Annotated in this window: 16 protein-coding genes; 2 read left to right on the forward strand and 14 right to left on the reverse strand. The window is 67.4% G+C overall.

The genetic code is table 11. The features are described from left to right. Nucleotides 1-60: 60 nt before the first annotated feature. The 7 genes from ABH915_RS16995 to ABH915_RS17025 form a co-directional block, all read right to left on the reverse strand. Nucleotides 61-4,317: an AAA family ATPase gene (locus ABH915_RS16995; protein ID WP_370123483.1), complete on the reverse strand. Its 4,257-nt coding sequence runs from the start codon at nucleotides 4,315-4,317 to the stop codon at nucleotides 61-63. A gap of 308 nt (nucleotides 4,318-4,625) precedes the next feature. Beyond that, a complete protein-coding gene (gene guaA, locus ABH915_RS17000; RefSeq protein ID WP_018773748.1) occupies nucleotides 4,626-6,215 on the reverse strand; it encodes a glutamine-hydrolyzing GMP synthase in 1,590 nt (529 codons plus the stop codon). 212 nt (nucleotides 6,216-6,427) lie between these two features. Beyond that, nucleotides 6,428-6,937, reverse strand: a complete 510-nt coding sequence (locus ABH915_RS17005) for a DUF3817 domain-containing protein (RefSeq protein ID WP_370123486.1) — start codon at nucleotides 6,935-6,937, stop codon at nucleotides 6,428-6,430. After that, nucleotides 6,934-7,836, reverse strand: a complete 903-nt coding sequence (locus ABH915_RS17010) for an SURF1 family protein (protein WP_370123489.1) — start codon at nucleotides 7,834-7,836, stop codon at nucleotides 6,934-6,936. The genes ABH915_RS17005 and ABH915_RS17010 overlap by 4 nt, the downstream gene beginning before the upstream one ends. Before the next feature lie 169 nt (nucleotides 7,837-8,005). Continuing rightward, complete coding sequence (locus ABH915_RS17015; RefSeq protein WP_018773745.1) at nucleotides 8,006-8,494, reverse strand: PTS sugar transporter subunit IIA; 489 nt, start codon at nucleotides 8,492-8,494, stop codon at nucleotides 8,006-8,008. Nucleotides 8,495-8,583: 89 nt separating this feature from the next. Continuing rightward, entirely contained in the window at nucleotides 8,584-10,335 is a 1,752-nt protein-coding gene (locus ABH915_RS17020; protein WP_018773744.1) for a glycerol-3-phosphate dehydrogenase/oxidase, read from the reverse strand. 93 nt (nucleotides 10,336-10,428) lie between these two features. Then, nucleotides 10,429-11,565 (reverse strand): GuaB3 family IMP dehydrogenase-related protein, encoded by a 1,137-nt coding sequence (locus ABH915_RS17025; RefSeq protein WP_018773743.1) that lies wholly within the window; start codon nucleotides 11,563-11,565, stop codon nucleotides 10,429-10,431. 55 nt (nucleotides 11,566-11,620) lie between these two features. Here ABH915_RS17025 and ABH915_RS17030 point away from each other — a divergent pair, with 55 nt between their 5' ends. Continuing rightward, nucleotides 11,621-12,241, forward strand: a complete 621-nt coding sequence (locus ABH915_RS17030; RefSeq protein WP_370123494.1) for a hypothetical protein — start codon at nucleotides 11,621-11,623, stop codon at nucleotides 12,239-12,241. Here ABH915_RS17030 and ABH915_RS17035 read toward each other — a convergent pair. The 3 genes from ABH915_RS17035 to ABH915_RS17045 all read right to left on the reverse strand — a co-directional run bounded on the left by ABH915_RS17035 (nucleotide 12,228) and on the right by ABH915_RS17045 (nucleotide 18,067). Further along, nucleotides 12,228-14,078, reverse strand: a complete 1,851-nt coding sequence (locus ABH915_RS17035) for an ABC transporter ATP-binding protein (protein WP_370123497.1) — start codon at nucleotides 14,076-14,078, stop codon at nucleotides 12,228-12,230. The genes ABH915_RS17030 and ABH915_RS17035 overlap by 14 nt on opposite strands. Nucleotides 14,079-14,209: 131 nt before the next feature. Beyond that, on the reverse strand, nucleotides 14,210-15,721 hold the full coding sequence (gene guaB, locus ABH915_RS17040; RefSeq protein WP_018773740.1) for an IMP dehydrogenase: 1,512 nt from the start codon (nucleotides 15,719-15,721) through the stop codon (nucleotides 14,210-14,212). Between the two features lie 261 nt (nucleotides 15,722-15,982). Continuing rightward, nucleotides 15,983-18,067, reverse strand: a complete 2,085-nt coding sequence (locus ABH915_RS17045; RefSeq protein WP_370123501.1) for an acyltransferase family protein — start codon at nucleotides 18,065-18,067, stop codon at nucleotides 15,983-15,985. Nucleotides 18,068-18,369: 302 nt separating this feature from the next. Between ABH915_RS17045 and ABH915_RS17050 the strand changes: the two genes are divergently transcribed. Then, nucleotides 18,370-19,251, forward strand: coding sequence for a DUF389 domain-containing protein (locus ABH915_RS17050; protein ID WP_370123504.1), 882 nt, complete (start codon nucleotides 18,370-18,372; stop codon nucleotides 19,249-19,251). A 54-nt stretch (nucleotides 19,252-19,305) separates the two neighbouring features. Here the strand turns inward: ABH915_RS17050 and ABH915_RS17055 are convergent, their stop codons facing one another. The 4 genes from ABH915_RS17055 to ABH915_RS17070 all read right to left on the reverse strand — a co-directional run bounded on the left by ABH915_RS17055 (nucleotide 19,306) and on the right by ABH915_RS17070 (nucleotide 24,969). Beyond that, entirely contained in the window at nucleotides 19,306-21,387 is a 2,082-nt protein-coding gene (locus ABH915_RS17055; protein ID WP_370123507.1) for an acyltransferase family protein, read from the reverse strand. 268 nt (nucleotides 21,388-21,655) lie between these two features. After that, nucleotides 21,656-23,266 carry a chaperonin GroEL gene (groL, locus tag ABH915_RS17060; RefSeq protein WP_079550210.1) on the reverse strand — a complete coding sequence of 537 codons (1,611 nt, stop codon included), beginning with the start codon at nucleotides 23,264-23,266 and terminating at the stop codon, nucleotides 21,656-21,658. An 81-nt stretch (nucleotides 23,267-23,347) separates the two neighbouring features. Then, complete coding sequence (groES, locus tag ABH915_RS17065; protein ID WP_018773735.1) at nucleotides 23,348-23,644, reverse strand: co-chaperone GroES; 297 nt, start codon at nucleotides 23,642-23,644, stop codon at nucleotides 23,348-23,350. Nucleotides 23,645-24,534: 890 nt separating this feature from the next. After that, nucleotides 24,535-24,969 carry a hypothetical protein gene (locus tag ABH915_RS17070; RefSeq protein WP_370123512.1) on the reverse strand — a complete coding sequence of 145 codons (435 nt, stop codon included), beginning with the start codon at nucleotides 24,967-24,969 and terminating at the stop codon, nucleotides 24,535-24,537. Between the last annotated feature and the right edge of the window lie 46 nt (nucleotides 24,970-25,015).

Below are 25,015 nucleotides of genomic sequence, written 5' to 3' on the forward strand. Positions count from 1 at the left end.
CGGGCAGTTGGCTCGGGCCGACGCCGGCTGCGCCCGCAGGCTCTGCTGCGGACGGTAGCGTCAGCCCCAGTGCGGTGGCTTCTGTTCCTGGAGCCAGGCGTCGTGGTCGTAATTATCAGGCTGGTCACCCCAGCGCCGGGGGTCGTCTTCCGCCGCCTTGTTCGGCAGCACACCCTCGGCCACGGTGGCCTGTGCCTCCGAACGGCGGGTCGTCTCCTTCGCGGCGTCCAGGTCCGGCCCGTCGCCGGTCGATTCGCCGGGCTTTGGCCCAGCGGTCGTCGGCCCAGCGGTGTCGGCCGCGGCCCCCGCCGCGGCGTTGGTTGCGGCGGCTTCGTGGGCGCCGGTGTCGCCATTGTCGCCGGTTTTCGAGGTGTTGCCGGTGATGCCGTCCGCACTCATGCCGCCGGCCTCCTTACTGCCTGTGTTGCTTGTCATTGCTGATGCGGGTGCCTGCCGGCGGAGTTCCTGGCCGGCAGTTTCGTGGCCGCGGAATACCTGTCCCGCGGGTTCGGCCGCCACGTGGTACTCGGCGGCCCGGGCCTCGTCGATCGCCAGGTGCTCGATGCCGTCGTCGAAGAACCCGTGCGATGTCCGCAGCCGGCTGGACGCGGCGGGCTTCTCCAGCCCGAGGTAGCCGCCAATCCGGTCGGCGCAGGCCGAGGGGTCGGTGAAGACCTCTATGGTCCATAGTGGCATGTACCGCCAGCCAAGCCGCTCCAAAAGCTGCGGCCGGAGCCTGCTCCGTTCCCGGACGCTCATCCGCCGGTAGTGGCCGGTGCCATCGGACTCGATCGCCACCGGACGGGGAATCTCCGCGTCGTCCTGGCCGATGGTGGTCATCGGATCGGCGGCCGCCACCATGTTTAGGACACCGTCGTACTGGTGCCACACGCGTGCCCCGCGTGCCCGGAGCCGGTCGCCCAGGTCGGCCACCAGCGGATCGGCGCCGAGCGCCTGCTCGCTGGCCGCGGCCCGGGAGGCGGGGCTGCCAAGGTCCGTGTTGCCCGCGATCTCACGGTCCAGGAGTTCGTAGAAGTCCACGGCGCCGTGGCTGAGGCGGCTGACATCGAGGTCTTCGGGGCGGAAGCAACTGAGCACGTGCAGGGACCGGCGCGCACGCGTCATCGCCAGGGCGAATTTTGCGCGGCCCCCCTCGGCGGAAAGCGGCCCGAGGCTGTGGAGGGTGCGCCCGTGCGGGGTGCGGCCGTAGCCCGGGGAAAAAATGACGTGGTCGCGGACCAGGCCCTGGGCCCGTTCCAGATCCACCACGCGGAAGGACTCATCCCCCGCCGTGAAAAAGCTGCCGAGCATGGGGTAGTTGGGCAGTTGGGCCCTGATGGCCTCGCCGATCCGGGCGGCATGGCGGAGGCTGCCGGTCACCACGGCCAGCGACGTGCGGGGGCGGAGCCGGGCGTGCTCGAAGACCAGTTCCACGGCACGGTTGACCTCGGCAACAACCGATTCGACGCCGTCGTGGTCAGCGCTGGGCAGCCCCGTGCCGTCGGGGAGGTACTCCACGCTGAGGGTACGGTCAAGGCCCGTGGCGGATTGCCCCTCCGGGAGGCGGGTGAGTTCCCCGCCGTAAAAACCCTTGCTGAGCTGGCGCACCAGGTCTTCATCGACCGCACGGTACACGGTCCTCAGGTTCCAGACCGGAAGCACGGCAGCGAGTGCCCGGTACGAGCTCTCAACGCTTTGGTAGGAGCTCTCCCCCGCGGCGAGCCGTTCGACGCCCACGGTAAAGGTCCGCGGGCTGGCGATCTGTTCGTCGCCGAACGCGATGACCTGCCGGGACCGGGCGATCGCCGGGAGGACGGCCTGCAACGAGGTCGTCTCGGCGTCGAGGATCACGACGGCGTCGAAGGTCTGCTCGATCGGCAGGAGGCCGGTCATGAGGTAGGGGCTGACGGACCACACGGGTACCAGTGTGGGCAGCAGCTCCTGCGCCTGGCCGCTTAGGGCTGCCAGGGTCACCCGGCCGTCCTTCAGCAGGCTGCGCAACAGCTCGGCCTGGCGGGGGTAGGCTGCGATGGCCGTGCGCCAGCGCTCGGACAGGTTCCACCGCAGCCGGGCAGCGCCGCTGGCGATATGGGCGTTGTCCGCGAGACGGTACTCCGCCTCAAGCTGGCGCAGGGCGTCGCCGTCGGACATGGCGAGGTAGTCATCGCCGCTGATCATGGCTTCCAGGGCCGACTGCCACCAGGCCAGCTCGAGTTCGGCGGTCACCGAACCTTCCGGGACCTCGCGCTCGGCAAGGTCGGCGAGGAGCTCGCCCAGGCCGTGCTCACGCATGCTTTCGACGAGCAGCGTGCGCTCCGGGAGGGTTTCAAGGGTCGCGGTGTCGGCGACGAGCCGCCGCACCCGGGGCAGGAGTTCGTCGTAGGGTGCGCGGTCCAGCTCGCCGCCGGCGGCGGTGTGCTTGACCGCCAGGCCGAGTTCAGCCAGTTCCGCTGCGAGTTCCCGGTACAGGCCGGTGATTTCGCCCAGCCCGGACGGCACGGCCGGGTGCCGCTGCGTGGTCGCGTAGCCGGACCAGGCGGCGCGCTGTTCCTGGACGAGGACCAGGGAGCTGTGCAGGTCCGCGATGTGCACGCCGGGCCGGACATATTCCTTGGCCACCCTGCGCAGCCGTGAGCGCTGCATGGACGGCATTTCGATCCCGCGTTCCCTGCGCCAGGCGGAAGACGCCGTGGCCGAGATCAGGTCGTGCACGGGCCGGTCAAAGATGTCGGGAGTGAACTTGTCCAGGCTTTCGCGGACGGCCACGAGAAGTTCAATCTGCTCGCCCCATTCGGCGAAGGTCCGGCCGAGCCGGATCTCTGCGTGTTCCGCCACGGCATCCATGCGCCCGCGCAGCAACGGCAGTTTTTCCGCCACGGACTGGGCAACGCCCTGCGCTTCCTGCGTCTCCTTGCGGGTCAGCAGGCGCGCGCCGTGCCAGGGGCTGGTGGTCGACGCGCGGCTGAAGCTGCCGAGCTCGGCGGCGCGGCGGAGCCGGCCCGCGAGCTCCTCGCGGTCCCGGATGTTGTCCAGGACGCTGCGCTTGAGCCGGACGGTCGTCGCCGGTGCCGGCTGGATGGAGGTCAGCTCTGCCAGCGACTGCATGGCCTCATACGGCGAGCAACCCCAGCGCGCCCGGACGTTGTGCAGGGAGGCCACGTGGTCCATCAGGGCGTGGCGGTGCCCGGTGAGTGTGGCGTGCAGGTTGGTCAGTTGCGGCTGCAGCGACTTCTCGTTGCGGACGATCGCCCGGACCAGCTGGCCCTTGAGCTGCAGCGGGCTGGCGTTGCCGGTGAGCTGCAAGAGGACCGAGTCCAGGCCGAGGCCGTCCAGCTGCCCGGAGATCTCGGCGAGGCTGGCCCGCCGGTCGCCAACCACCAGGACGGACTTGCCCTCGTCCACGAGAGCGCCGATGGTGTTGATGACGGTCTGGGTCTGGCCGGTGCCCGGCGGGCTGCTGACCACCAGGGAGTCGCCCGCCCGGACGGCGTCGATCACATACTGCTGGTCCGTGTCGGCGTCGAGCAGCAGAAGCTCCTCGGCGGGGTCCCGGTCGTCCGTGCTGGGGAAGCGGCCGCGTTCCAGCGCAGGCACGTCGACCAGTTCGCCGGAACCGGACCGTGCCAGCGCGGTGACAAGGGGGTTGTTCTGGTTGATCCACGGATCATCGAGGTTGCCGGAGAGGTCGGCGAAGGTGGAGACGAGCAGGTTGTGTTCGACCTCCGCTCCGTGAATCGGCTGGACCAGGGTGCCCAGGCGGTCCAGGACGGGCTGCGGGTCGTACCGTGCCGTGCTGTACGCCATCCGTGTCACCGCGTTGACGTCGAAAACGATCCCGTGGACGGTCTTGAGGTGCCGGACCAGCGCCGGGTTGATCTGCGCCTGTTCGGTGAGCTGCAGTTCGTAATCGTCCTCGCCGGGGCGCACCGTCAGGGAGATGGCGGTGAGCATGACCGGGGCCGAGATCCGTTGCGGTTTACCGCCGACGGCGGACGTCCAGACGACCGTGCCGGCGGAGAAATACCCCGCGTCGATGCCGCGGTCGTTGGCGAGTTCGAAGATCTTGGAGCGCAGGTTGCGCGATGCCCTGGCGGCAACAACGTACTGCTGGCGGTCGCGGATCAGGGTCGAGAGCCGGGTGCGCCGCCCTGCCATCAGCTGCGCAAGCCCCGAGGGATGGGCATGAGTGAGGTCAATTGAGCCTTCGGGCGTCTTCGTGAAGCGCAGCATGGTATCTGCACCGGTGACGGGCTTGAGCCCCGACAGCCATTTCCTGAACTCCTCGGAGCCCTCGGGGTGGCCTTGACCAACTGACACTGCTGCCTTCTTTTCTGTGCTCGACTTCTCTGTGCCGGACCGCGGCGGGCTCGACTCTGGCGCGTTCGTCGTATCAACGCTCGTCTGTGTTGCGTCCGCGCTTTCCCTGGCCGCATCTTGTGTGCTCGCGGTTGCCGGGCTCGCGCGGGACGCCTTGGACCATACCGGCATGCTTTCGAGGGTAGCCCGAATCCCCCGCAGGTGCGGGGCCGCAACACTGGGCGGTGCGAAATTCAGGCTGAATTGTCAGAAACATTGTCAGGAACAAAATGAAATGGCCGGCCTCGAAAGGCCGGCCATTCAGATTGCTATTCCCACTCGATGGTTCCCGGCGGCTTGCTGGTCACATCCAGCACAACGCGGTTGACGCCGTCCACTTCGTTGGTGATCCGGTTGGAAATCCGGGCCAGGAGCTCGTAGGGCAGCCGCGACCAGTCGGCGGTCATGGCGTCCTCGGAGGACACGGGGCGCAGGACAATCGGGTGTCCGTAAGTGCGGCCGTCGCCCTGGACGCCCACGCTGCGGACGTCCGCCAGCAGCACCACGGGCATCTGCCACACTTCGTCATCCAGTCCGGCCGCGGTCAGCTCGGCGCGGGCGATCGCGTCGGCCTTGCGCAGCAGGTCCAGGCGTTCCTTGGTGACATCGCCGACGATCCGGATGCCGAGGCCCGGGCCGGGGAAGGGCTGGCGACCGACGATTTCCTGCGGCAGGCCGAGCTGGGCACCGACCGCACGGACCTCGTCCTTGAACAGGGCACGCAGCGGTTCAACCAGTTCAAACTGCAGGTCCTCGGGAAGCCCGCCCACATTGTGGTGGCTCTTGATGTTGGCCGCACCTTCGCCGCCGCCGGATTCGACGACGTCGGGATACAGGGTGCCCTGGACGAGGAACTTGATCTTCTCGCCGTGAGCTGCTGCCTCGGCGATGATCGCCAGCTCGGCTTCCTCGAAGGCGCGGATGAATTCGCGGCCGATGATCTTGCGTTTGGTCTCGGGATCGCTGACGCCGGCAAGGGCGCTCAGGAAGCGCTCCTGCTCGTTGGCGACGTAGAGCTTGACGCCGGTGGCGGCCACGAAGTCACGTTCGACCTGTTCGGCTTCGCCCTCGCGCAACAGCCCGTGGTCCACGAAGACGCAGGTCAGCTGGTCGCCGACGGCGCGCTGGACCAGGGCAGCGGCCACTGCCGAGTCGACACCGCCGGAGAGCCCGCAGATGACCCGGGCGTCGCCGATCTGGTCACGGATCCGCTGGACCTGTTCTTCGAGGATGTTGCCGGTGGTCCAGTTCGGTTCCAGCCCGGCGCCCTTGAAGAGGAAGTTCTCCAGGACCTGCTGGCCGTAGGCCGAGTGCTTGACCTCGGGGTGCCACTGGACGCCGTAGAGGCGCTTGTCCTCATTGGCGAACGCCGCGACGTCGGCGCCCGCCGTCGTCGCCAGGACCTCAAAGCCCTCGGGGGCTTCGTGGACGGAGTCGCCGTGGCTCATCCAGGTGCTCTGGTGCTGGGGCATGCCGGCCAGGATGGAGCGGCCCTCGCCGAGGGTGGTGGTCTCGGTGGCGCCGTATTCGCGCAGGCCCGTCTGGGCCACCTTGCCGCCGAGGGCGTTGGCCATGGCCTGGAATCCGTAGCAGATGCCGAAGACCGGGACGCCGGCCTCGAAGAGGTCGGCACCGACGCTGGGGGCGCCGTCGGCGTAGACGCTCGAGGGGCCGCCCGAGAGGATGATCGCGGCGGGGTTCTTGGCCAGCAGCTGCTCGGTGCTGTACGTATGCGGAACCACTTCCGAATACACATTCGCTTCCCGGACGCGGCGGGCAATCAGCTGCGCGTACTGGGCACCGTAGTCAACAACCAGAACCGGCCTGTGGGACGTCTGGGATGCAGTGGGAGTAGTCACCCCACTAGCCTACTTTGCGCCGCTGCCCGCCCGCACATTGAGAAGCCGGTGCGGGCCCGAATCGCGGGCCGAGGTAAGCGAACTCACATGCCCGACGGCGGCTGCCGGCGTCGGGTCCCTGTTCAGGATGGCGCGGCTCAGGAACGCTGCGGGTCAGCAGGGCCGCGGGTTCAGTACCGCTGGGGCGCCTGCGGGTCAGCAGGGCCGCGGGTTCAGTACCGCTGCGGCGCCTGCGGGTTTGCTGCGAGTTCGGCCTCGACCTCTGCGTGGAACTTCTTCTCGACGAAGAAGGACAGGAACGGCACGACGCCGCCCAGGGCCATAACCACCAGCTTGGTGAACGGCCAGCGCATGAGCGACCAGAGCCGGAAGTTGGAAATCAGGTACACGACGTACATCCAGCCGTGCACGATCAGGACCGTGACGGAGAGGTTGACGCCCCCGATCACCCCGGGAGGCTCGGCGTCGGCGAATCCGAGGCCGAACGGCTGGCCGGTGACTGCGTTGGTGCCGCCAGCGAAGAGGTACTGCCCGAAGCTGTACCGGGCGACCAGTTCGGCGCAGAGCAGCAGCAGCATCGTGCCCGTCATGTAGGCGAGCACCTTGTAGAACTTCAGGGCGGACCGGATTTGGGCCTCGGTGCCGCCGAAGCGGCGCTTCTTCCCGGCTTTCCCCGTGCCGTTGGTGGTCTGCGGCTGGATGGCGGGCTGGGGCTCGATCATGATTGCACTCTCGGGTCTGTGGGGTGGGGGGCTGTGGGGTGGGAGTCGGTGGGCTCTTCGGCCGCCTCGTGGTGGGCCGCGTGGCGGTCGTTGGGGGGTTCCTCACCGGCCGGTTCCTCGTCGAGCGCGTCTTCGAGGTCGCGGCGGTAGTCGTCCTTCACGAGCCGCCACCAGATGAACAGCGCGAAGCCGGCAAAGACCACCCATTCCACGGAGTAGAAGAGGTTCAGCCAGTTGACCTGCTGCGCGGGCGGCTGCGGACCGATCCGGAGGGGCTTAACGTCGCCGCCGGTGGCCGCGGCCCCGACGTCGGTACCGCCGGCCAGTTCGGTGGTTGCTGCGACAAAGCCCGGGTAGCTGCTGACGTTCCAGTCGTTGATGAGTTCGGCGACCGAGACGGCGCTCGCGCGGCCGGGTCCGGGATCGGTCTGCGGCAGCGGGGACTCGGACGGCAACAGCCGCCCGGTCAGTTCGATGGTGCCCGACGGCGGCGCCACGGCGTCCGCGGGATCCGCCACCCAGCCGCGTGCGACCGGAATCCAGGTCTGCGGTGTGGCTCCTCCGCCCTTGAGGACCGGGGCATCCTTCACCGCGAAGGCCGAAACGATCCAGTAGCCCTGCGCGCCGTCATTGAGGCGGCCGGCGATGAGGACCTGCTTCTGGGGGTCGTAGCTTCCCGTGGCGGTGACCATCTGGTCGGCCACGGATCCGGGGAAGAAGCCGCCCGGCTGCAGGACCGAGGTGAGCTGCCGCGTTTCCTCCGTTGTGGTGGAGACCGGGGCTTCGGCCTGCGTTGAACGGCCGAACTGCCACTGGCTGAGCAGCACAAAGACCCCGGAAATGGCGATCGCGAACACGAGTCCTGCGATCCAGCGGGGTTTGAGGGCAGTTTTCAGCACCCCTTAAAGGTACTTCGTCCCTGTGTAGAACAGCGAAACGGGCCTGCCTAGAGTGGGGCAGCCGGGTCCCTGAGTGGCGACGGAGTCGACACGAAAGGGCCTGCCTAGAGTGGGGCAGCCGGGTCCCTGCGTGGCGACGAAGTCGACGCGAAAGGGCCTGCCCCAATCTTTAGTGGTCGAAGAACACCAGGCTGGAATTGATCAGCTCGGCGATCACTTCGGCGTCGTAGGCGCGGCGGAGCGACTCACGGAAGGACTCTTTCGACAGTGAGCGTGCCAAGGTCGCGAGCACTTCGAGGTGATCGGAAAAGGAGCTCGCCGGTGTGGCGATGAGCAGGATCACCGTGGCCGGGCCGTCCGCCGCGCCGAAGTCCAGCGCCCTGCCGTACTTCGTGATGCCGACCGCGATGGATGTCTGTGACACGAGCTCGCTGCGGGCGTGCGGCAGGCCCACACCGCCGGGCAGGCCGGTGGCGAGCTGGTGCTCCCGGGCATTGACCTGCTTGAGGAAGCCCTCGAGATCGGAAATTCGTCCGGCAGCATGCATGCGTTCCGCGAGCTGGGAAGTGGCGTCGAGCTTGTCCGTGGCATCCATTTCGAGGATCACCATCTCGGGTGTGGTGAGCTCGGCGTCGTACCGGTCCAGTGGTTCCGCCAAGAGATGTCCCTTCGAAGTGGCGTCAGTGACGCCGGCCGGCAGTCCAATGACTAGCGTTGTAATCCTGCACTGCCGGCCGGCGCTGAGTCTCAGCGCAGGGGCACAATGTCTTCCACGCCCAGCCGTGCGGCATCGGCGGATTCGTCGTCCGGCTGCTGTTGGCTCAGGCGCTCGGCATCAACCCGGGCCAGATAGTGCTTGATTTCGCCCTCGCGCTGCGCATCACTCCAGCCGAGAACGTCTCCCATTAGTTTAGCGACTACCGGAGCGGCGGACACACCGCGGTCCCACGCTTCGATCGAAATCCGGGTGCGGCGGGTCAGGACGTCCTGGACATGCCGGGCGCCCTCGTGCGTGGCCGCGTAGACGGCTTCGGCGGCCAGGTAGTCGTCAGCGCCCGGCAACGGCTCGGCCAGTTCCGGGCTGTCGGCGATGAGCGCCAGCACCTCCGGGGTCATGGCACCGTAGCGGTTGAGGAGGTGTTCGATCCGGGCAACGTGGACGCCGGTCTCCTCCGCCATCCGGTTCCGTTGGTTCCATGCGGCCTTGAAACCGCTCGCCCCCAGCAGGGGGACGGACTCCGTGCAGCTGGCCGGGACGCGCTCGTCCATGCTGCGCGTTGCCTCGTCGACCGCGTCTTTGGCCATGACCCGGTAGGTGGTCCATTTACCGCCTGCCACCACCACCAGACCCGGCACGGGGTGGGCCACCACGTGTTCGCGGGAGAGCTTGGCGGTGGAATCGCTTTCTCCGGCCAGCAGCGGCCGCAGCCCCGCGTAGACGCCTTCGACGTCCTCGCGGGTCAGCGGGCGCTTGAGGACCTTGTTGACGTGTTCGAGGAGGTAGTCAATGTCCTTGCTGGAGGCCGCGGGGTGGGCCTTGTCGAGGTGCCAGTCGGTGTCAGTGGTCCCGATGATCCAGTGCCTGCCCCAGGGGATCACGAACAGCACGGATTTCTCGGTCCGCAGGATCAGCCCCACCGTGGACTGGATCCGGTCGCGGGGCACCACGAGGTGGATGCCCTTGGAGGCCCGTACCTTGAGCTGCCCGCGGTCTGTCACCATGGCCTGGGTTTCGTCGGTCCAGACACCGGTGGCATTGATGACCTGCTTGGCCCGGATTTTGAAGCTGGAGCCGTCCTCGTGGTTGACCACCTTGGCGCCGACCACGCGCTCGCCTTCGCGCACGAAGTCCACAACCGACATCTGGTTGACCGCGTGGGCGCCATAGTGCGCCGCGGTCCGCACGAGGTTGGCGACGTACTTGGCGTCGTCGACTTGCCCGTCGTAGTAGCGGATGGATCCGACGAAGGCGTCGTCCTTGAGGCTGGGGGCGGCGCGCAGGGTTCCGCGCCGGCTCAGGTGCTTGTGGAAGGGGACGCCGCGGCTGTGCCCGCCGGTGATGGACATCGCGTCGTACAGGGCGATTCCGGCGCCGACATAGGGCCGCTCCAGGAACGGCTTGTGGAGCGGGTACAGGAACGGGACCGGCCGGGCCAGGTGCGGTGCCAGCACGGAGAGAATGAGGCCGCGCTCATGCAGTGCCTCTTTGACCAGGCCGAAGTCAAGCATTTCGAGGTACCGGAGGCCACCGTGGATGAGCTTCGAGGACCGCGATGACGTCCCGGCTGCCCAGTCATTCGCCTCGACGATGCCGACGCTGAGCCCGCGGGTGACGGCGTCGAGTGCGGCGCCGGCACCCACGATGCCTCCGCCCACGATCAGGATGTCAAGTTCTTTGCCGGGGGCGGTGCTGCCCCTGAGCACAGTGAGTGAAGCCTCGCGTGCCGCTGGCCCGAGGGCACCTCCGGCCTCGGCAGAACCGCCGGGAAAACTGTTCATGTCACGCCTCCATCCGGATCGAACCTCGTAGGGCACCAGACTACGTCCAAGTTTCCCGGATGGGCAGGGCCAATCAACGCCCGGCGTGCGGTTTCAGTTGCCGGCGTACGGCGAGACGACGACGTCGACGCGCTGGAATTCCTTCAGGTCCGAGTAGCCGGTGGTCGCCATTGAGCGGCGCAGCGCGCCGACGAGGTTGGACGTGCCGTTGGTGTGGTGGCCGGGCCCGAACAGGACCTCTTCGAGCGGCCCGACCGTTCCCACGTTGACCCTGTCGCCGCGGGGCAGTTCGAGGTGGTGGGCTTCCTGGCCCCAGTGCCAGCCCTTGCCGGGGGCTTCGTCGGCGCGGGCCAGGGCACTGCCCAGCATCACGGCGTCGGCGCCCATGGCGATGGCCTTGACGATGTCACCGGAGGATCCCATGCCGCCGTCGGCGATCACATGGACGTAGCGTCCCCCGGACTCGTCCATGTAGTCCCGGCGGGCCGCCGCGACGTCGGAGATCGCGGAGGCCATCGGCGAGTGGATGCCCAGGGCGCGGCGGGTGGTGGTGGTGGCTCCGCCGCCGAAGCCGACCAACACTCCGGCGGCGCCGGTGCGCATCAGGTGCAGGGCCGGGGTGTAGCCGGCTGCCCCGCCGACGATCACGGGGACGTCGAGTTCGTAGATGAACTGCTTGAGGTTAAGCGGCTCGTGGTCCTTGGAGACATGCTCAGCCGAGACAGTGGTGCCGCGGATGACGAAGATGTCGACGCCGGCGGCCACCACGGTCTTGTAGTGTTCCTGCGTGCGCTGCGGGGTCAGGGAGCCGGCCACCGTGACTCCGGCGGCGCGGATCTCGGCGAGGCGGGAGGTGACCAGCTCGGGCTGGATCGGCGCCTGGTAGAGCTCCTGCATGCGCCGGGTGACGGCCGGGCTGTTGGTCTCGTCGGCCAGGCCCGCGATTTCGTCCAGTACGGACTGCGGGTCCTCGTACCGGGTCCACAGGCCTTCGAGGTCGAGCACACCGAGTCCGCCGAGGCGGCCCAGGGCGATGACCGTCTCCGGCGACATGGCCGAATCCATCGGCGCCGCGATGACCGGCATGTCGAACTTGTAGGCATCGATCTGCCAGGAGACGGAGACGTCCTTGGGGTCACGGGTGCGCCGGTTGGGGACGATCGCAATGTCATCCAGGGAGTAGGCACGACGCCCACGCTTGCCTCGGCCAATCTCAATCTCGTAAGTCACTGCTCTAGGTTATCCCAGCGGACGCGCGGCTCCGCTTCGACGTACTGTGAACGTCATGGACCAGCGCTGGATATTCGACGGACACATTGCCGGGATCGGCACGGGATCGGGCCTGCGCGCGGTGGTGGGCCTATGGACGCAGTCCCCCTTCGGGCCCCTCACCGACGCGATGGTCCAGCTGCCCTCCGGCCACCGAATCCTGCTCGCGCCGAGCGTGGAAGCCGCCGATTTCATCAGCGCGGTCTACAACTTCGACGAGACCTGCATCGTGCCCCTGGCATCAGAGCATCGGGCCGGGCAGTTCGCGGTCGACGCCGGCCCGCTGCGGATCCGCGCCCGGCTCGGGTCCCGCACCCGGCTGGGCGCCGTGGCGCGGCTGGTCCCCCGGGCTCTGGCGGTGCATCCGCGCTGGCTGCGTGCGGTCAGCCCCGTTGCGGCCAGGGTCCTCCCCGGCGTACGCACTGCGGGCACGGCCAAGGGCGGCCGGCGCGAATACTACGGGGTCACCGATCTGCATCGCATCGACTCCGCGACCGTCAGCTGGGACGGCGCCGACGCCGGCCCGCTGGCCGCCGTCCGCCCCGCCGTCGGCTTCGGTTTCAGCAGTGTCCCGCCGGAACCGAGCCTGGCCCGGGTGCGGACGACCATCGAGGGTGCTCCGCTTACTCGCCGCTGACGTTCTCGGTGTCCGGGACGGTGAGCTGGGACTCGAACATCCGGAAGTACCGGCCGCGGCGTGCCACCAGTTCCTTGTGGGTGCCTTGTTCCACGATGCGGCCGTCCTCGAGCATGTAGACCACATCGGCCTTCTCGATCGTGGCCAGGCGGTGGCTGATGGCGATGATGGTGCTGCTGCGGTCAGCGAAGAGCCGCGTGAAGATCCGGTGCTCCGCCAGCGCGTCGATGGCCGACGTCGGCTCGTCCATCACCATGAATGATGCGCCGCGGTAGAAGTTTCGGGCCATCGCCAGCCGCTGCCACTGCCCGCCGGAAAGGCCGGAGCCCTTCCGCCCGCGCGGGTCCTCCATCCAGTTGCTGACGTGGTTGTCCAGGCCGTTGGGCAGTTTGTTGATGAATTCGAGGGCCTCGGCATCCGCGGCGGAGCGGCGGACCCGTCCGTCGTCGCGGGGCGAATCGACATCGCCGAAGAAGATGTTTTCCGCCGCGGTGGCGAATTCGTATTTGAGGAACTCCTGGCTGAGCACCGCCAGGTGCCGGTGCCAGGAGGTGACGTCGACTGCGGCGAGGTCCACGCCGTCGAGCAGCACCTGCCCGGAATCGGGACGGTACAGCCCGGCCAGGATACGGATCAGGGTGGACTTGCCGGCGCCGTTCTCCCCCACGATCGCGATGTGCTGGCCTTGCCGGATGGTCAGCGAAATGCCGCGGATCACCTCCAGGTCGCTGCCGGTGTAGGTGAATCGGATGTCCCGCAGTTCCACCGTCTTCGGCGCCTGCAGCAACGGCGGGGCGTGGCCGGACGGCACGGGCAGGGCCATGAAGAGCTCGTAGTCCGTGAGGTTCGCCAGGTCCTCGTCGATCGAGCTCAGTGAGGAGACGAGGCTGTTGGCGGTCGAGAGGGCGCGGCTGACAATCTGCTGGACATAGAGGAACTGCCCCACCGGCTGGGCCCGGGCGATGATCTGGCCCACCACCCAGATCAGCGAGACCACCTCCGCGCCGTACTGCAGGGCATCGGCCGCGAGCTGTTTGGGGATATAGCGCTTCTGGAAGTCCAGCCGGCGCTTTTCATCGGCGTCCCGCAGCCGGGAGCGCAGGCCCATCAGGTAGCCGACGATCCCGTAGAGCCGCATCTCGGCGATGTGCTGCGGGCGCAGGAGGTTGGTTTCGATCATCCTGCGCTGCCTGCGCGAATCGACCTGGGTGTTCCAGTGCGCGATCTGTTCGCGGGAGAGCTTGAACTGCAGGTACACGCTGGGGACGATCGCAACCAGGACGATCACGGCGATCCACCAGCTGACCAGCAGCAGCGCGCCGATCGCGAGCAGCACGGAGATGAACTGGGTGAAGATGGCGGCGATCCGGTCCAGGACGCGGGCGTAGGAGTCGGAGAAACGCTTCGCCCGGTCGTACAGGTCCACGGTCTCTTTGTCGTCGTAGCGCCAGAAGTCCAGGGACAGGAAGCGCTCGTACATCAGGTCCCCGACGATCGCGCCCACCCGGAAGCTCATGAGCTGCTGGATGTAGCGGTCCACGCTGCTGAACGATCCCCAGAAGAGCCCTAGTGCCGCGGTGATGATGACGTACACGACGGCCTGCCGGCCGGCGTCGGCGTCGCCCGCGTAGGCGGCGGCCAGCGACGTAGTGGTCAGGGCGGCAAAGTACGTTGTGACCAGCGGCAGCAGCGCCGAGATCAGGGAACCCAGGACCTTCATGACGACGGCGGCGGGCGAGGCCCGGAAGCTCACCCGCAGCACCTGCGCCACGGCGCGGGCGTAGGGCTTGAGCGCGAGCTTGCGTTTGGGCGCGCGGGCCGGCAGGAGTTCGGACATGCCTCCAGCCTAGTTCCGGGACCCGGAGCCAACGTGAGCGGCACCGCTGCTGGGAATCGGGTCGCCGGGGAACCGGGTGAGCCCGCCGAAACTGTGGTTTCGGCGGGCTCACCCGGGTTTTAGCGGAGGGTTTAGCGCGACCCGTAGTTCGGGGCTTCGACCGTCATCTGGATGTCGTGCGGGTGCGACTCCTTGAGCCCGGCGGCGGTGATGCGGACGAACTTGCCGCGCGCCTTCAGTTCGGCCACGGTCGGGGCGCCGGTGTAGAACATGGTCTGGCGGAGCCCGCCGACCAGCTGGTACGCCACCGACGACAGCGGACCGCGGTACGCGACCCGGCCCTCGATGCCTTCCGGAATGAGCTTGTCATCGCCGGAGACGTCGGCCTGGAAGTAGCGGTCCTTGGAGTAGGAGGTGTTCTTGCCGCGGGTCTGCATGGCGCCGAGGGAGCCCATGCCGCGGTAGCTCTTGAACTGCTTGCCGTTGACGAAAATCAGGTCGCCCGGGGACTCGTCGCAACCGGCCAGGAGGGAGCCGAGCATCACGGTGTCGGCGCCGGCGACGAGCGCCTTGCCGATGTCACCGGAGTACTGCAGGCCGCCGTCGGCGATCAGCGGGACGCCGGCCGGGATGGCAGCCTTCGCCGACTCGTAGATGGCGGTGATCTGCGGAACGCCGACGCCGGCCACCACGCGGGTGGTGCAGATGGACCCGGGGCCGACGCCGACCTTGATGCCGTCGGCACCGGCGTCGATCAGTGCCTGCGCACCTTCGCGGGTCGCGGCCTGGCCGCCGATGATGTCCACGTGCGCGGCAACGGGATCGGACTTGAGCCGGCGGATCATTTCCAGCACACCCTGGGAGTGGCCGTTCGCGGTGTCCACGAAGAGGGCATCCACACCGGCATCGATGAGCGCCATGGCACGTTCCCAGCCGTCGCCGAAGAATCCGATCGCCGCGCCGACGCGCAGGCGGCCCTCGTCGTCTTTGGTGGCGAGCGGGTACTGCTCGGCCTTGGTGAAGTCCTTCGTGGTGATCAGGCCCTTGAGCCGGCCCTGCTCGTCAACGAGCGGGAGCTTCTCGATCTTGTTTGTGGCCAGCTTGTGCGAGGCTTCCTCGCGGCTGATGCCGACGTGTCCGGTCACGAGCGGCATCTTGGTCATGACGTCGCTGACCAGCCGCAGCGGGAAGTCAGATTCGGGCACGAAGCGGGTGTCGCGGTTGGTGACGATGCCCAGCAGCCTGTTGCCCTCGTCCACTACCGGCAGGCCGGAGACGCGGTAGCGGGCGCAGATTTCGTCCAGTTCGGCCAGCGTGGCCTCGGGGCCGATGGTCAGGGGGTTGGTGATCATGCCGGATTCGCTGCGCTTGACCCGGTCCACCTGGTCGGCCTGGTCGGCGATGGAGAGGTTGCGGTGCACGACGCCGAGGCCGCCCTGGCGGGCCATGGCGATGGCCATCCGGGACTCCGTGACGGTGTCCATCGCGGCGGAGAGCAGCGGGGTCTGGACCGTGATGCGCTTGGAGATCCTGGAAGACGTGTCCGCTTCCGAGGGGATCACGTCCGTGTGGCCGGGCAGGAGCAGGACGTCGTCGTACGTCAGGCCGATGAAGCCGAAGGGATCGTGTTCGGGCTGGGTCATGAGTGCGCCTCTTACCTTGGGTTACGGGGTCACGGGTAGGGGTTGCAACAGATGACCAGCCCGTCATTACGGGTCTGGCCTGTGCAGAAGGTCATGCAGAAGGTTCATGCAGTTGATTCGTGCAGAAGTCCTCAATAAATAGTAGAACCTTGGCGGCGATAGCCATATTCCGGGCGGTAATGTCCGGCTTCAATGTGAGCCGCCCCATGCCCGGAGGGCTCCCCGGCCGCCCGGGTCCGCGTCCAGCCGGCGGCCGCCGGCTTACTTCCAGCCGGTGGCGGCGAGCAGCCGCCGTTCGAACATGGGGATCATGGACTGGACGTACGTCTTGGTCAGATGGTTGTCATCCTTGTAGACGTACACGTTGCCGACCACCGCGGGGCACGTTCCGTTGGCGCAGATGAAATCGCTCATGTCCATGAGGTGCAGCCTGGGCACCTGACCGCGGTAGGCGTCCAGCGGCGAGGACCCCGCGAGCGATTCCTGCTCCGGCACGTTGCACTCCGAGGCATCCTCGCCGTTCTTCTGGACGCACTCGGGCATATTGATGTTGAAGCGGGGGTTGTCGCGGATGCCCACCACGTCCATGCCGGCGTCGGTGAAGGGCTTGATGCCCGCCAGGTACTCCGGCACTTCGGTCTCGAACGGCGCTTCCTTGTGGGTCAGGGACGCAACCGTGAAAACGGCGTCGGGGCGGTGGTCCAGGACGTACTGCGCGCTGGCCCGGTTGAAGGCGTTGCAGTCCGCGTCCCGCTCCGGGGACTCCCCGCCGAAGCGGCAGTTGCCCTTCAGGAGCGTGACAACTTCCCAGCCGTGGCTTTTCGCGATGGGGCCCAGCGCCGCCATGTACTGCTGGGCGTGCGAGTCACCGAGCACGACGATCCGCTTGGTGACCTTGTCCGGCTTGTTGTTCTGCAGGCAGCCCTGCAGCAGGGGGTCGCTGGGGACGTTTCCGTCCGTGCACAGCCCGTCGATGTCCGCCCACTCGTTCTTCATCGCCGCCGGCGCGGGGATGATCTTGGCTTCCGGCGTGGGCTTGCCGGCGTTTTCCGGTGCCAGGGCGGCCGCGCCGGGGGTCAGTTCCTTGGGCTGGGACGCAGCCTCGGCTTCGTCGGCCAGGAGCTGGCTCTGCCACACGGCGACGGGACCCGCCAGCAAGGCACCACAGGCGGCAATCACTACGGCGGTACGCCAGGCGCGGCGCTTGGGCCAGTGCCATTCGCGCAGCGGCTTCTCGACGAAACGGGTGGTGAGCACGGCCAGGACGACGGACGCGGCAACGATGCACAGACCCTGGAACAGGTTGGGCGCCGTGATGCCCGCCCCGGCGAGGGCCAGGACCAGCAGCGGCCAGTGCCAGAGATAGAGCGCATAAGAGTTATCCCCCAGCGCCACCAGGGGTTTCCAGGTCAGGAAGCGGTCGACGCCGAATCGGCTGCCGCTTTGACCGGCGGTGATGATCGCGGCGGCGGCCAGCGTGGGCCACAGCGCGATGAAGCCGGGGAAGGAACGGTCCACGGTCAGCAGCAGCCCGCAGGAAAGCATGGCGGCGAGGCCGGCCCAGCCGAGCACGACGCGCAGGATCCTGCCCGGCTTCAGATACGGCAGGGCAAGGGCCAGGAGCGAGCCGAGCGCGAACTCCCAGAGTCGCGCGCCGGTATCGAAGTAGGCGTGGGCCTGGTTCGTGGCGGTCTGCTGGATCGAGTAGGCCAGGGACACGGCGAAGATGGCGCCGAAGGCCGCAACCAGCAGCGACCGGTAACGCAGCAGGACGTGGGCCTGGCCGGTCCAGCGGCGGAGCAGCCGGGAAAGCAGCGCCGTGCCGGCGAAGACGAGCGGCCAGAGCACGAACACCTGGCCCTGGATCGAGAGTGACCAGAAGTGCTGGAGCGGGCTCGCGCCCGAATGGTCCTGGGCGTAGTAGTCCACCGCGCTGTCCGCCAGGAGCCAGTTCTGCCGATAGAGCAGGGACGCCCAGGCCTGTTCAAGGACGTCGGGCCAGCGGCTTTGCGGCAGAATGGCCCAGGTGCCGGCGAGGACGCCGAGAATGACCACGACGACGGCGGGCAGCAGGCGCTTGAGCAGATGCAGCCAGTGGCTGAGCAGCCGGAGCGGCGCGCCGCTTTCGACCTTCCGCGTGAAGCTGAGCGTCATCAGGAAGGCTGAAATGAGCAGGAAGATGTCCACGCCGCCGGAGACCCGGCCCAGCCACACGTGGTACGTGACCACCATGAGGACCGCGAGGGCGCGAAGGCCCTGGACTTCAGGGCGGTAGCTAGTTTTTCGGGTCGCCGGAGAACCTGCATCCGCCCTTGGCGGGGTGACGATGGTTCGCTCGCTCGACACAAATAACCCTTCCGGCCGGTTTCCAAAACATCAATGTTACCGAAACGTAATTTTCTTTGCCAATCGCGCGGGTCCCGCGCAGGCCTCCGCGAGGCCGGGGCGGCGGCCTCCGTGCGCCCGGCTGGCGGCGCTCTCGGGGGGCCGCCGGCGTAGTCGGCCGCGTCGTCAGCCGCGCGGCGGAAGCTAGGCTGGTAGGAGTCTGAGGAGGCCGCCAAGTGATCGTGCAGCTGCGCATTTGTGTTCCGGGCGAATTGTCCGGAGTTGTTCTCGAAAGTTGTACAAATCACGTCGGCGTCTCGGAAGTGGCGCTGGCGAAGGCTTCGTCCGTCACGCCGCCCGGGGACGTGATCGAGGTTCTGCTGGCCCGGGAATCCGTGGAGGGGCTCGTGGAGAAGCTGCACGCCCTCGATGTCCAGCAGCGGGGATCGATTACGGTCATCGCACCGGACCTTGTGCTCTCGGACCGCGCCGACCGGGCGGAGGCGGAGGCTCCAGGTGAGGGCGCGGACGCCGTGATCTGGGACGAGGTGTCGCGGCAGACCGGCGAGGATTCGCGCCTGACGTGGAGTTTCCTGGCGTTCCTGGTCCTGGCGACGCAGCTCGCGGCCATCGGCATCGTGACGGACTCCACCATTGCGATCGTCGGCGCCATGGCCGTTGGCCCGGAGTTCGGTCCGCTGGCTGCCCTGGCCGTGGCCCTGGTCCGGCGCCAGCGGCGGCTCGGACGTGACGCGGCGCTGGCCCTCGGCGTCGGCTTTCCCGTCGCGATGCTGGCCGCCGCGCTGACCGCGTGGCTCTCCATACCCCTCGGACTGTTCCCTACAGACGCGCTGGATCACGGTTCGGCAGTTGAATTCATCTACCACCCCGGCCCCTATTCCCTGATCGTCGCCGTCCTCGCCGGAACAGCCGGGATGCTGTCGGTCATCAGCCGGCGCTCTGCGGCGCTGATCGGGGTGTTCATCTCCGTCACCACGGTGCCGGCAGCCGGGTTTGTCGCCGTGGCACTGGTCCTGGGCGAGTACCAGAAGGCGGCCGGCTCCGCCCTGCAGCTGTTCCTGAACCTGCTGGGAATCGTGGTGGCCGCCGTCGCCGTCCTGCTGTTCTACCGCCTGGTGACCAAGCGGCTGGCGCCGGACGCCGCCCGGCAGCTGCGGCGCAGGGCGGACCGCTCCCAGCGTTGACCCATATGGGCAGCTGGTGCCCGACGTGGCCCGCCGGCCCGGGGACCGTCGGGCCTATGGGCCCCATCCGGTCGCGGCGAGGAGCCTCTCGCTGAACATGGGGGCCATGCTGGCCGCATAGCTCCGGCTGAGGTGGTTGTTGTCGAGGTAGACGTAGGTATTGCCGACCGCGCCCGGGCATTCCGTGCCGTTGCAGATCAGGTCAGTCATGTCAACGAACGCAACGCCAGGCAGCTTGCCATCTAGCGCGGCCAGGGGATTCGTCGCCGCCAGGAGGCCCTGCTCGCGCGGCCTGCAGTCCGGCGCGTCGGCACCCTTGGTCGCCACGCACTCTGCCATGTTGAAGGAAAAGCGCGGATTGTCCCGGAGCGCCACGACCTTGATGCCCTCGTCCGCCCAAGACTTCGCGGTGGCTTCGAAGCCCGGGATCACAGTCTCCTGTGGCGACGACGGCGCCGCTTCGGTGCCCACGATGATAATCGCGTCCGGCGGGTTGTTCTTCACTTCCGATGCGACCGCCGCATTGAAATTGTCGCAATCCGCGGAGACGTGCTGCGGCGCAATGTTGGGCTTGCAGGCGCCCTTGAGCATGGCGTAGAGCCGCCAGCCCTTCTCATCGCTGAGGGGACCGATCGAGCCCAGCCATTGCTGGGCGTGGGAGTCACCGATCACCAGGACCTTTTTCGCTCCGGTGTCGGACTGATTGTTCTGGAAACAGTCCTTCTGAAGCGTCTTGTCCTTCGGTTGCAGGTCACCGGAGCACGAGTTCGGCAGGCTGGCCCAGTCCTGCGGCAGCGTCTGCGGGGTGGGGAGCAGGACGGCGTTGGCGTCCGCCTGGTCCACGAAGCCGGGCATCAGCGCCAAGGCGCCCGGGTTGTTCTTCGGGGCCTGGGCCAGTACTGCCTCGCTTTCGAGGCGCTGCTGGATCTGAATCCCGGCCAGCGGCACGGCGGCGGTGGCCACGACCGCGGCGATGGCAACAAGGGCGCGGCGCCGCCGCACCTCCGGCCACTGCCACTCACGCCAGGGCTTCTCAATAAAGCGGGTGGTGAGGTAAGCGAGCACCAGTGAAACGGCGACGATGACGGCGCCCGTGATCGGACCCGCTTTGTCCCTGTGCAACACGGCAAGCGAGATGACCAGGACCGGCCAGTGCCACAGGTACAGGGCGTACGAAATGTCACCCAGCCGGACCAAAGGCTTCGAACTCAGGATCCGGTCGACGCCGAGCTTGCTGCCCGACTGTCCGGCGGCGATGACGCAGGCTGCCGCCAGGGTGGGCCAGAGTGCGACAAACCCGGGGAAGGAAGCCTGGACATTGAGCAGGAGGCCGCAACTGAGCATGGCCACAATGCCAAGCCAGCCAAGCCCGATCCGCCAGCCGCGCGGAAGCCGCAGGGCAGGAAGGGCCAAAGCCACCAGGGTGCCCAGGGCAAACTCCCACAGCCGGGCCCAGGTGTCGAAGTACGCCTCAGTTTGGCTCGCCTGGGTGAAGACGATGGAGTAGAGCAGCGAACCAACGAAGATCACGGCGAAGACGTAGCACAGCAGCACGCGGTAGCGGAGCTTGAAGCGCTTGGCGACGACCGCGGCCCCCACAAAAATAAGCGGCCACAGGATAAAGACCTGGCCCTGGATCGAAAGGGACCAGAAATGCTGGAAGGGGCTGGCCTGGCTGTGGTCCGCGGCGTAGTAGTTCGTCGCCTGGGTCTGCAGGAGCCAGTTCTCAGCATAGACCAGGGAGGCCCAGCCCTGGTTGATGATTTCCATCCACCGGGTCCGGGGCAGGAACAGGACAGTTGCAGCGAGGATGGCCACCAGGACGGTGACGGCGGCCGGGACGAGGCGCCGGAAAAGGTGCAGCCAGTGTTTGATGAGGGCCATGGACCGGCCCTGCTCGTAGCGGCCCACGAACTGCAGCGTCATGAGGAAGGCCGAGATCAGCAGGAAAACGTCCACGCCACCGGAGACCCGGCCCAGCCAGATGTGATAACTCATGACCATCAGCACGGCGAGGGACCGGAGTCCCTGGATTTCGGGCCTGAAGGTGGATTTTCGGCCAGCCTTGGGTGCGGGATCGTGCCCCGCCGCGGCATTGTGCCGGGCAGGCCGGGGCAAGGTTCCTTGCTGTGTCATAGAACTATCCCTCAACCAGATAACCAAAGCCTCCATGTTACCAAAACGTAATTTTGATGGCCAATCGCCGCGGCGGCCACCGATCCCCATTGAGGCATGCCAACGTGGGAGTTTCCAGTGAACCTGGGACGCTGGAGCGGCGCCTGACGGGTTAACTCTGCCAGAATCACGGCAACTTCCGGCCAAGAACACGGCAGAACGGCAGCAGAGACTCGACAGAAAAGGGACGGCCCGGCAAGTTGCCGGACCGTCCCCCTGCGGGCAGAGCCTAGTGCTTGTGCCCTGCGTGCTCGTCTTCGTCAGCCGGCTTCTCCACCACGAGGGTTTCCGTGGTGAGGACCAGTGCCGCGATGGAGGCCGCGTTGCGCAGAGCCGCACGCGTCACCTTGACGGGGTCGATCACGCCGGCGGCGATCAGGTCTTCGTATTCGCCGGACTTGGCGTTGAAGCCCTGGTTTACGGCGGACTCGGCGACCTTGGCAACGACGACATAGCCGTCGAAGCCGGCGTTCTGGGCGATCCAGCGCAGCGGCTGGGTCAGGGCGCGGCGAACGATGCCGACGGCGGCAGCCGCGTCACCTTCGAGGGCCTGGACGGCAGCGTCCTCGTCGAGCGCCTTCAGGGCGTGGATGAGGGCGGAGCCGCCGCCGGCCACGATGCCTTCTTCGAGGGCAGCGCGGGTGGAGGACACGGCGTCCTCGATGCGGTGCTTCTTTTCCTTCAGCTCAACCTCGGTGGCAGCGCCGACCTTGATCACGCCGATGCCGCCGGCCAGCTTGGCCAGGCGTTCCTGCAGCTTTTCCTTGTCCCAGTCCGAATCGGTCCGGGTCAGCTCGGCGCGCAGCTGGGCAACACGGGCGGCGACGTCCTCGGCCGAACCGGCGCCGTCGACGATCGTGGTGTTGTCCTTGGTGACCGTGATGCGGCGTGCGGTGCCGAGCACCTCAAGGCCAACCGTGTCCAGGCTCAGGCCCAGTTCCGCGGAGACAACCTGCGCACCGGTGAGGGTCGCGATGTCCTGCAGCATGGCCTTGCGGCGGTCGCCGAAGCCCGGTGCCTTGACGGCAACGACGTTCAGCGTGCCGCGGATGCGGTTCACGATCAGCGTGGACAGGGCCTCGCCCTCGACGTCTTCGGCGATGATGAACAGCGGCTTGGAGCTCTGCAGCGCCTTTTCCAGCAGCGGCAGGAAGTCCTGCACCGAGGAGATCTTGCCCTGGTTGATCAGGATCAGTGCGTCCTCGAGGACGGCCTCCTGGCGTTCCGCGTCAGTGACGAAGTACGGGGACAGGTAGCCCTTGTCGAACTGCATGCCCTCGGTGAGGACCAGCTCGGTCTGCGTGGTGGAGGATTCCTCGATGGTGATCACACCATCCTTGCCGACCTTGCCGAACGCCTCGGCCAGGAGCTCGCCAACCTCGTCGCTCTGCGCGGAGATCGCGGCCACGTTGGCGACCTGCGTGCCTTCAACCGGGCGCGCGTTCTCCAGCAGGCGGGCAGCGACGGCCTCGACCGAGACCTCGATGCCACGCTTGATTTCGCCCGGAGCGGCGCCTGCCGCTACGTTGCGGAGGCCTTCCTTGACCAGGGCCTGGGCCAGGACGGTGGCGGTGGTGGTGCCGTCGCCCGCAACATCGTTGGTCTTGGTGGCGACCTCCTTGGCAAGCTGCGCGCCAAGGTTTTCGTAGGGGTCGTCCAGCTCGACTTCACGGGCGATGGTCACGCCATCGTTGGTGATCGTGGGGGCGCCCCACTTCTTGTCCAGTACGACGTTGCGGCCGCGCGGGCCCAGCGTGACCTTGACGGTGTTGGCGAGCTTATCGATGCCGGCTTCAAGCGACCGGCGGGCAGCGTCGTTAAACGCAAGCTGCTTTGCCATGGTTTTGTCCTTTCAAGACAGAACCCCGCGCAACTGATCCAGACAATGCGTAAGGATCGGCTGCGCGGGGGTCCAAGAGAGTTACTTTACGACGATCGCCAGAACGTCGCGGGCGGAGAGCACGAGGTACTCGGTGCCGCCGGTCTTGACTTCGGTTCCACCGTACTTGGAGTAGATGACGACGTCGCCGACGGCAACGTCGATGGGAACGCGGTTGCCGTTGTCATCGAAGCGGCCGGGGCCTACTGCAACAACTTCGCCTTCCTGCGGCTTCTCCTGCGCGGAGTCCGGGATAACCAGGCCGGAAGCCGTGGTCTGCTCGGCTTCGAGCGGGCGGACAACAATACGATCCTCAAGAGGCTTAATAGAGACCGACACTCGGACCTCTCCTTTTCGTCAGCAAATTTGTGGACTATGAAGCGGTGATGCCAAGGCGCACAGACCGTCGTCGCGGTGCCGGCAGCGTGCCTGGCGGAGCGCGCTTCATGTGTTAGCACCCTCCTAGGGAGAGTGCTAATGACGACTCTATGTAAATGGTTAGCACTCGGTCAAGGCGAGTGCCAGAAATTCGTTCCGGGTGAACATGCCCCCCCCCCCGTGGGACATGCCCATTTTTCGCTGCGGCCGGTGGACACTTGGGCATCATGTCCTCTGCCCGCGCTGAGCGATGGACATGCCCAGCATGCGCGGGCGGCCCGGGAGGACATGCCCACTCCTGAAGCTGAGCGATGGACTTGCCCTGCGGGTGCGGGCTACCCCGAGGGGACATGCCCATTTTTCGCTGCGGCCGGTGGACACTTGGGCATCATGTCCTCTGCCCGCGCTGAGCGACGGACATGCCCAGCATGCGCGGGCCACGCCGGAGGACATGCCCAACGGGTGTGGGCCACGCCGGCGGACATGCCCAACGATTGCGGGCTGCCCGTGAGGACATGCCCAATCTTGGTGGCTGCCGGAGGACACTTGGGCATCATGCTCGCTGCCCGCGCTGAGCGATGGACGTGCCCAGCAGGCGCGGGCCACCCGGAGGACATGCCCAATCTTGGTGGCTGCCGGAGGACACTTGGGCATCATGTTCGCTACCCGCGCTGAGCGATGGACATGCGCAACGGGCGTGGGCTTCCCGGGAGGACATGCCCAAGCGTGGCGAAGGATGCTGGGCATGTCCTGTGTCCTGTGGAACCGATTGGCTCTGTGGCCTGTGGCACCGTTTGGCGTTGCGGGCGCTCGGCCCACGCGCTGCGCCCCCGCGTGCGCCTACTCGGTGGCTACTGGCCCGCGAGATCGTCGAAGTCCACGTCCTCGCCGTCGTCTTCGTCCGTGTCCTGGCCATCGTCGTTCCGGTGCCGGTACATCAGCACGGCACCGGCGGAGGCCAGCAGGATCCCTGCGATGAGAAAGACGATGCCGCCGAGCCGGGCCGCGGTATAGGTGTCGCGGATGGCCCGGGCCTCGTCCGTGGCGTCCTGGACGTTCTTGCCGCCGACGGAATACACGGTGGCGTTAAAGGAGTCGAGGAAGAAGATGATCACCAAGAGTGCGACAGACACGACGGCGATCACCGCGCCGGCGATCAGCGCCGGTTTTGCGTAGCGGGCCAGCCCCTGCGGGCGCCGGCGCTCCTGCCCGGCCTCGTCGTTCCCGACCGTGTCCTGTCCGGCCGTGTCCGCTGAGATGCTGTCGCCTGTGCCGCTGTCTTCCATGCCGTCAAGCCTAGCCCCCGCCGTCCGGTCACAGCGCGCCCGCGGA

This window comes from Arthrobacter sp. MW3 TE3886 (assembly GCF_041262145.1).
Lineage (GTDB): Bacteria > Actinomycetota > Actinomycetes > Actinomycetales > Micrococcaceae > Arthrobacter.

Bases quoted from the DNA above. Each gene is read 5' to 3' on its own strand.
- groL (WP_079550210.1), bottom strand. From the start codon at position 23,266: ATGGCAAAGCAGCTTGCGTTTAACGACGCTGCCCGCCGGTCGCTTGAA.
- ABH915_RS17030 (WP_370123494.1), top strand. From the start codon at position 11,621: ATGGACCAGCGCTGGATATTCGACGGACACATTGCCGGGATCGGCACG.
- ABH915_RS17055 (WP_370123507.1), bottom strand. From the start codon at position 21,387: ATGACACAGCAAGGAACCTTGCCCCGGCCTGCCCGGCACAATGCCGCG.
- ABH915_RS17005 (WP_370123486.1), bottom strand. From the start codon at position 6,937: ATGATCGAGCCCCAGCCCGCCATCCAGCCGCAGACCACCAACGGCACG.
- ABH915_RS17020 (WP_018773744.1), bottom strand. From the start codon at position 10,335: ATGAACAGTTTTCCCGGCGGTTCTGCCGAGGCCGGAGGTGCCCTCGGG.
- ABH915_RS17070 (WP_370123512.1), bottom strand. From the start codon at position 24,969: ATGGAAGACAGCGGCACAGGCGACAGCATCTCAGCGGACACGGCCGGA.
- guaB (WP_018773740.1), bottom strand. From the start codon at position 15,721: ATGACCCAGCCCGAACACGATCCCTTCGGCTTCATCGGCCTGACGTAC.
- ABH915_RS17035 (WP_370123497.1), bottom strand. From the start codon at position 14,078: ATGTCCGAACTCCTGCCGGCCCGCGCGCCCAAACGCAAGCTCGCGCTC.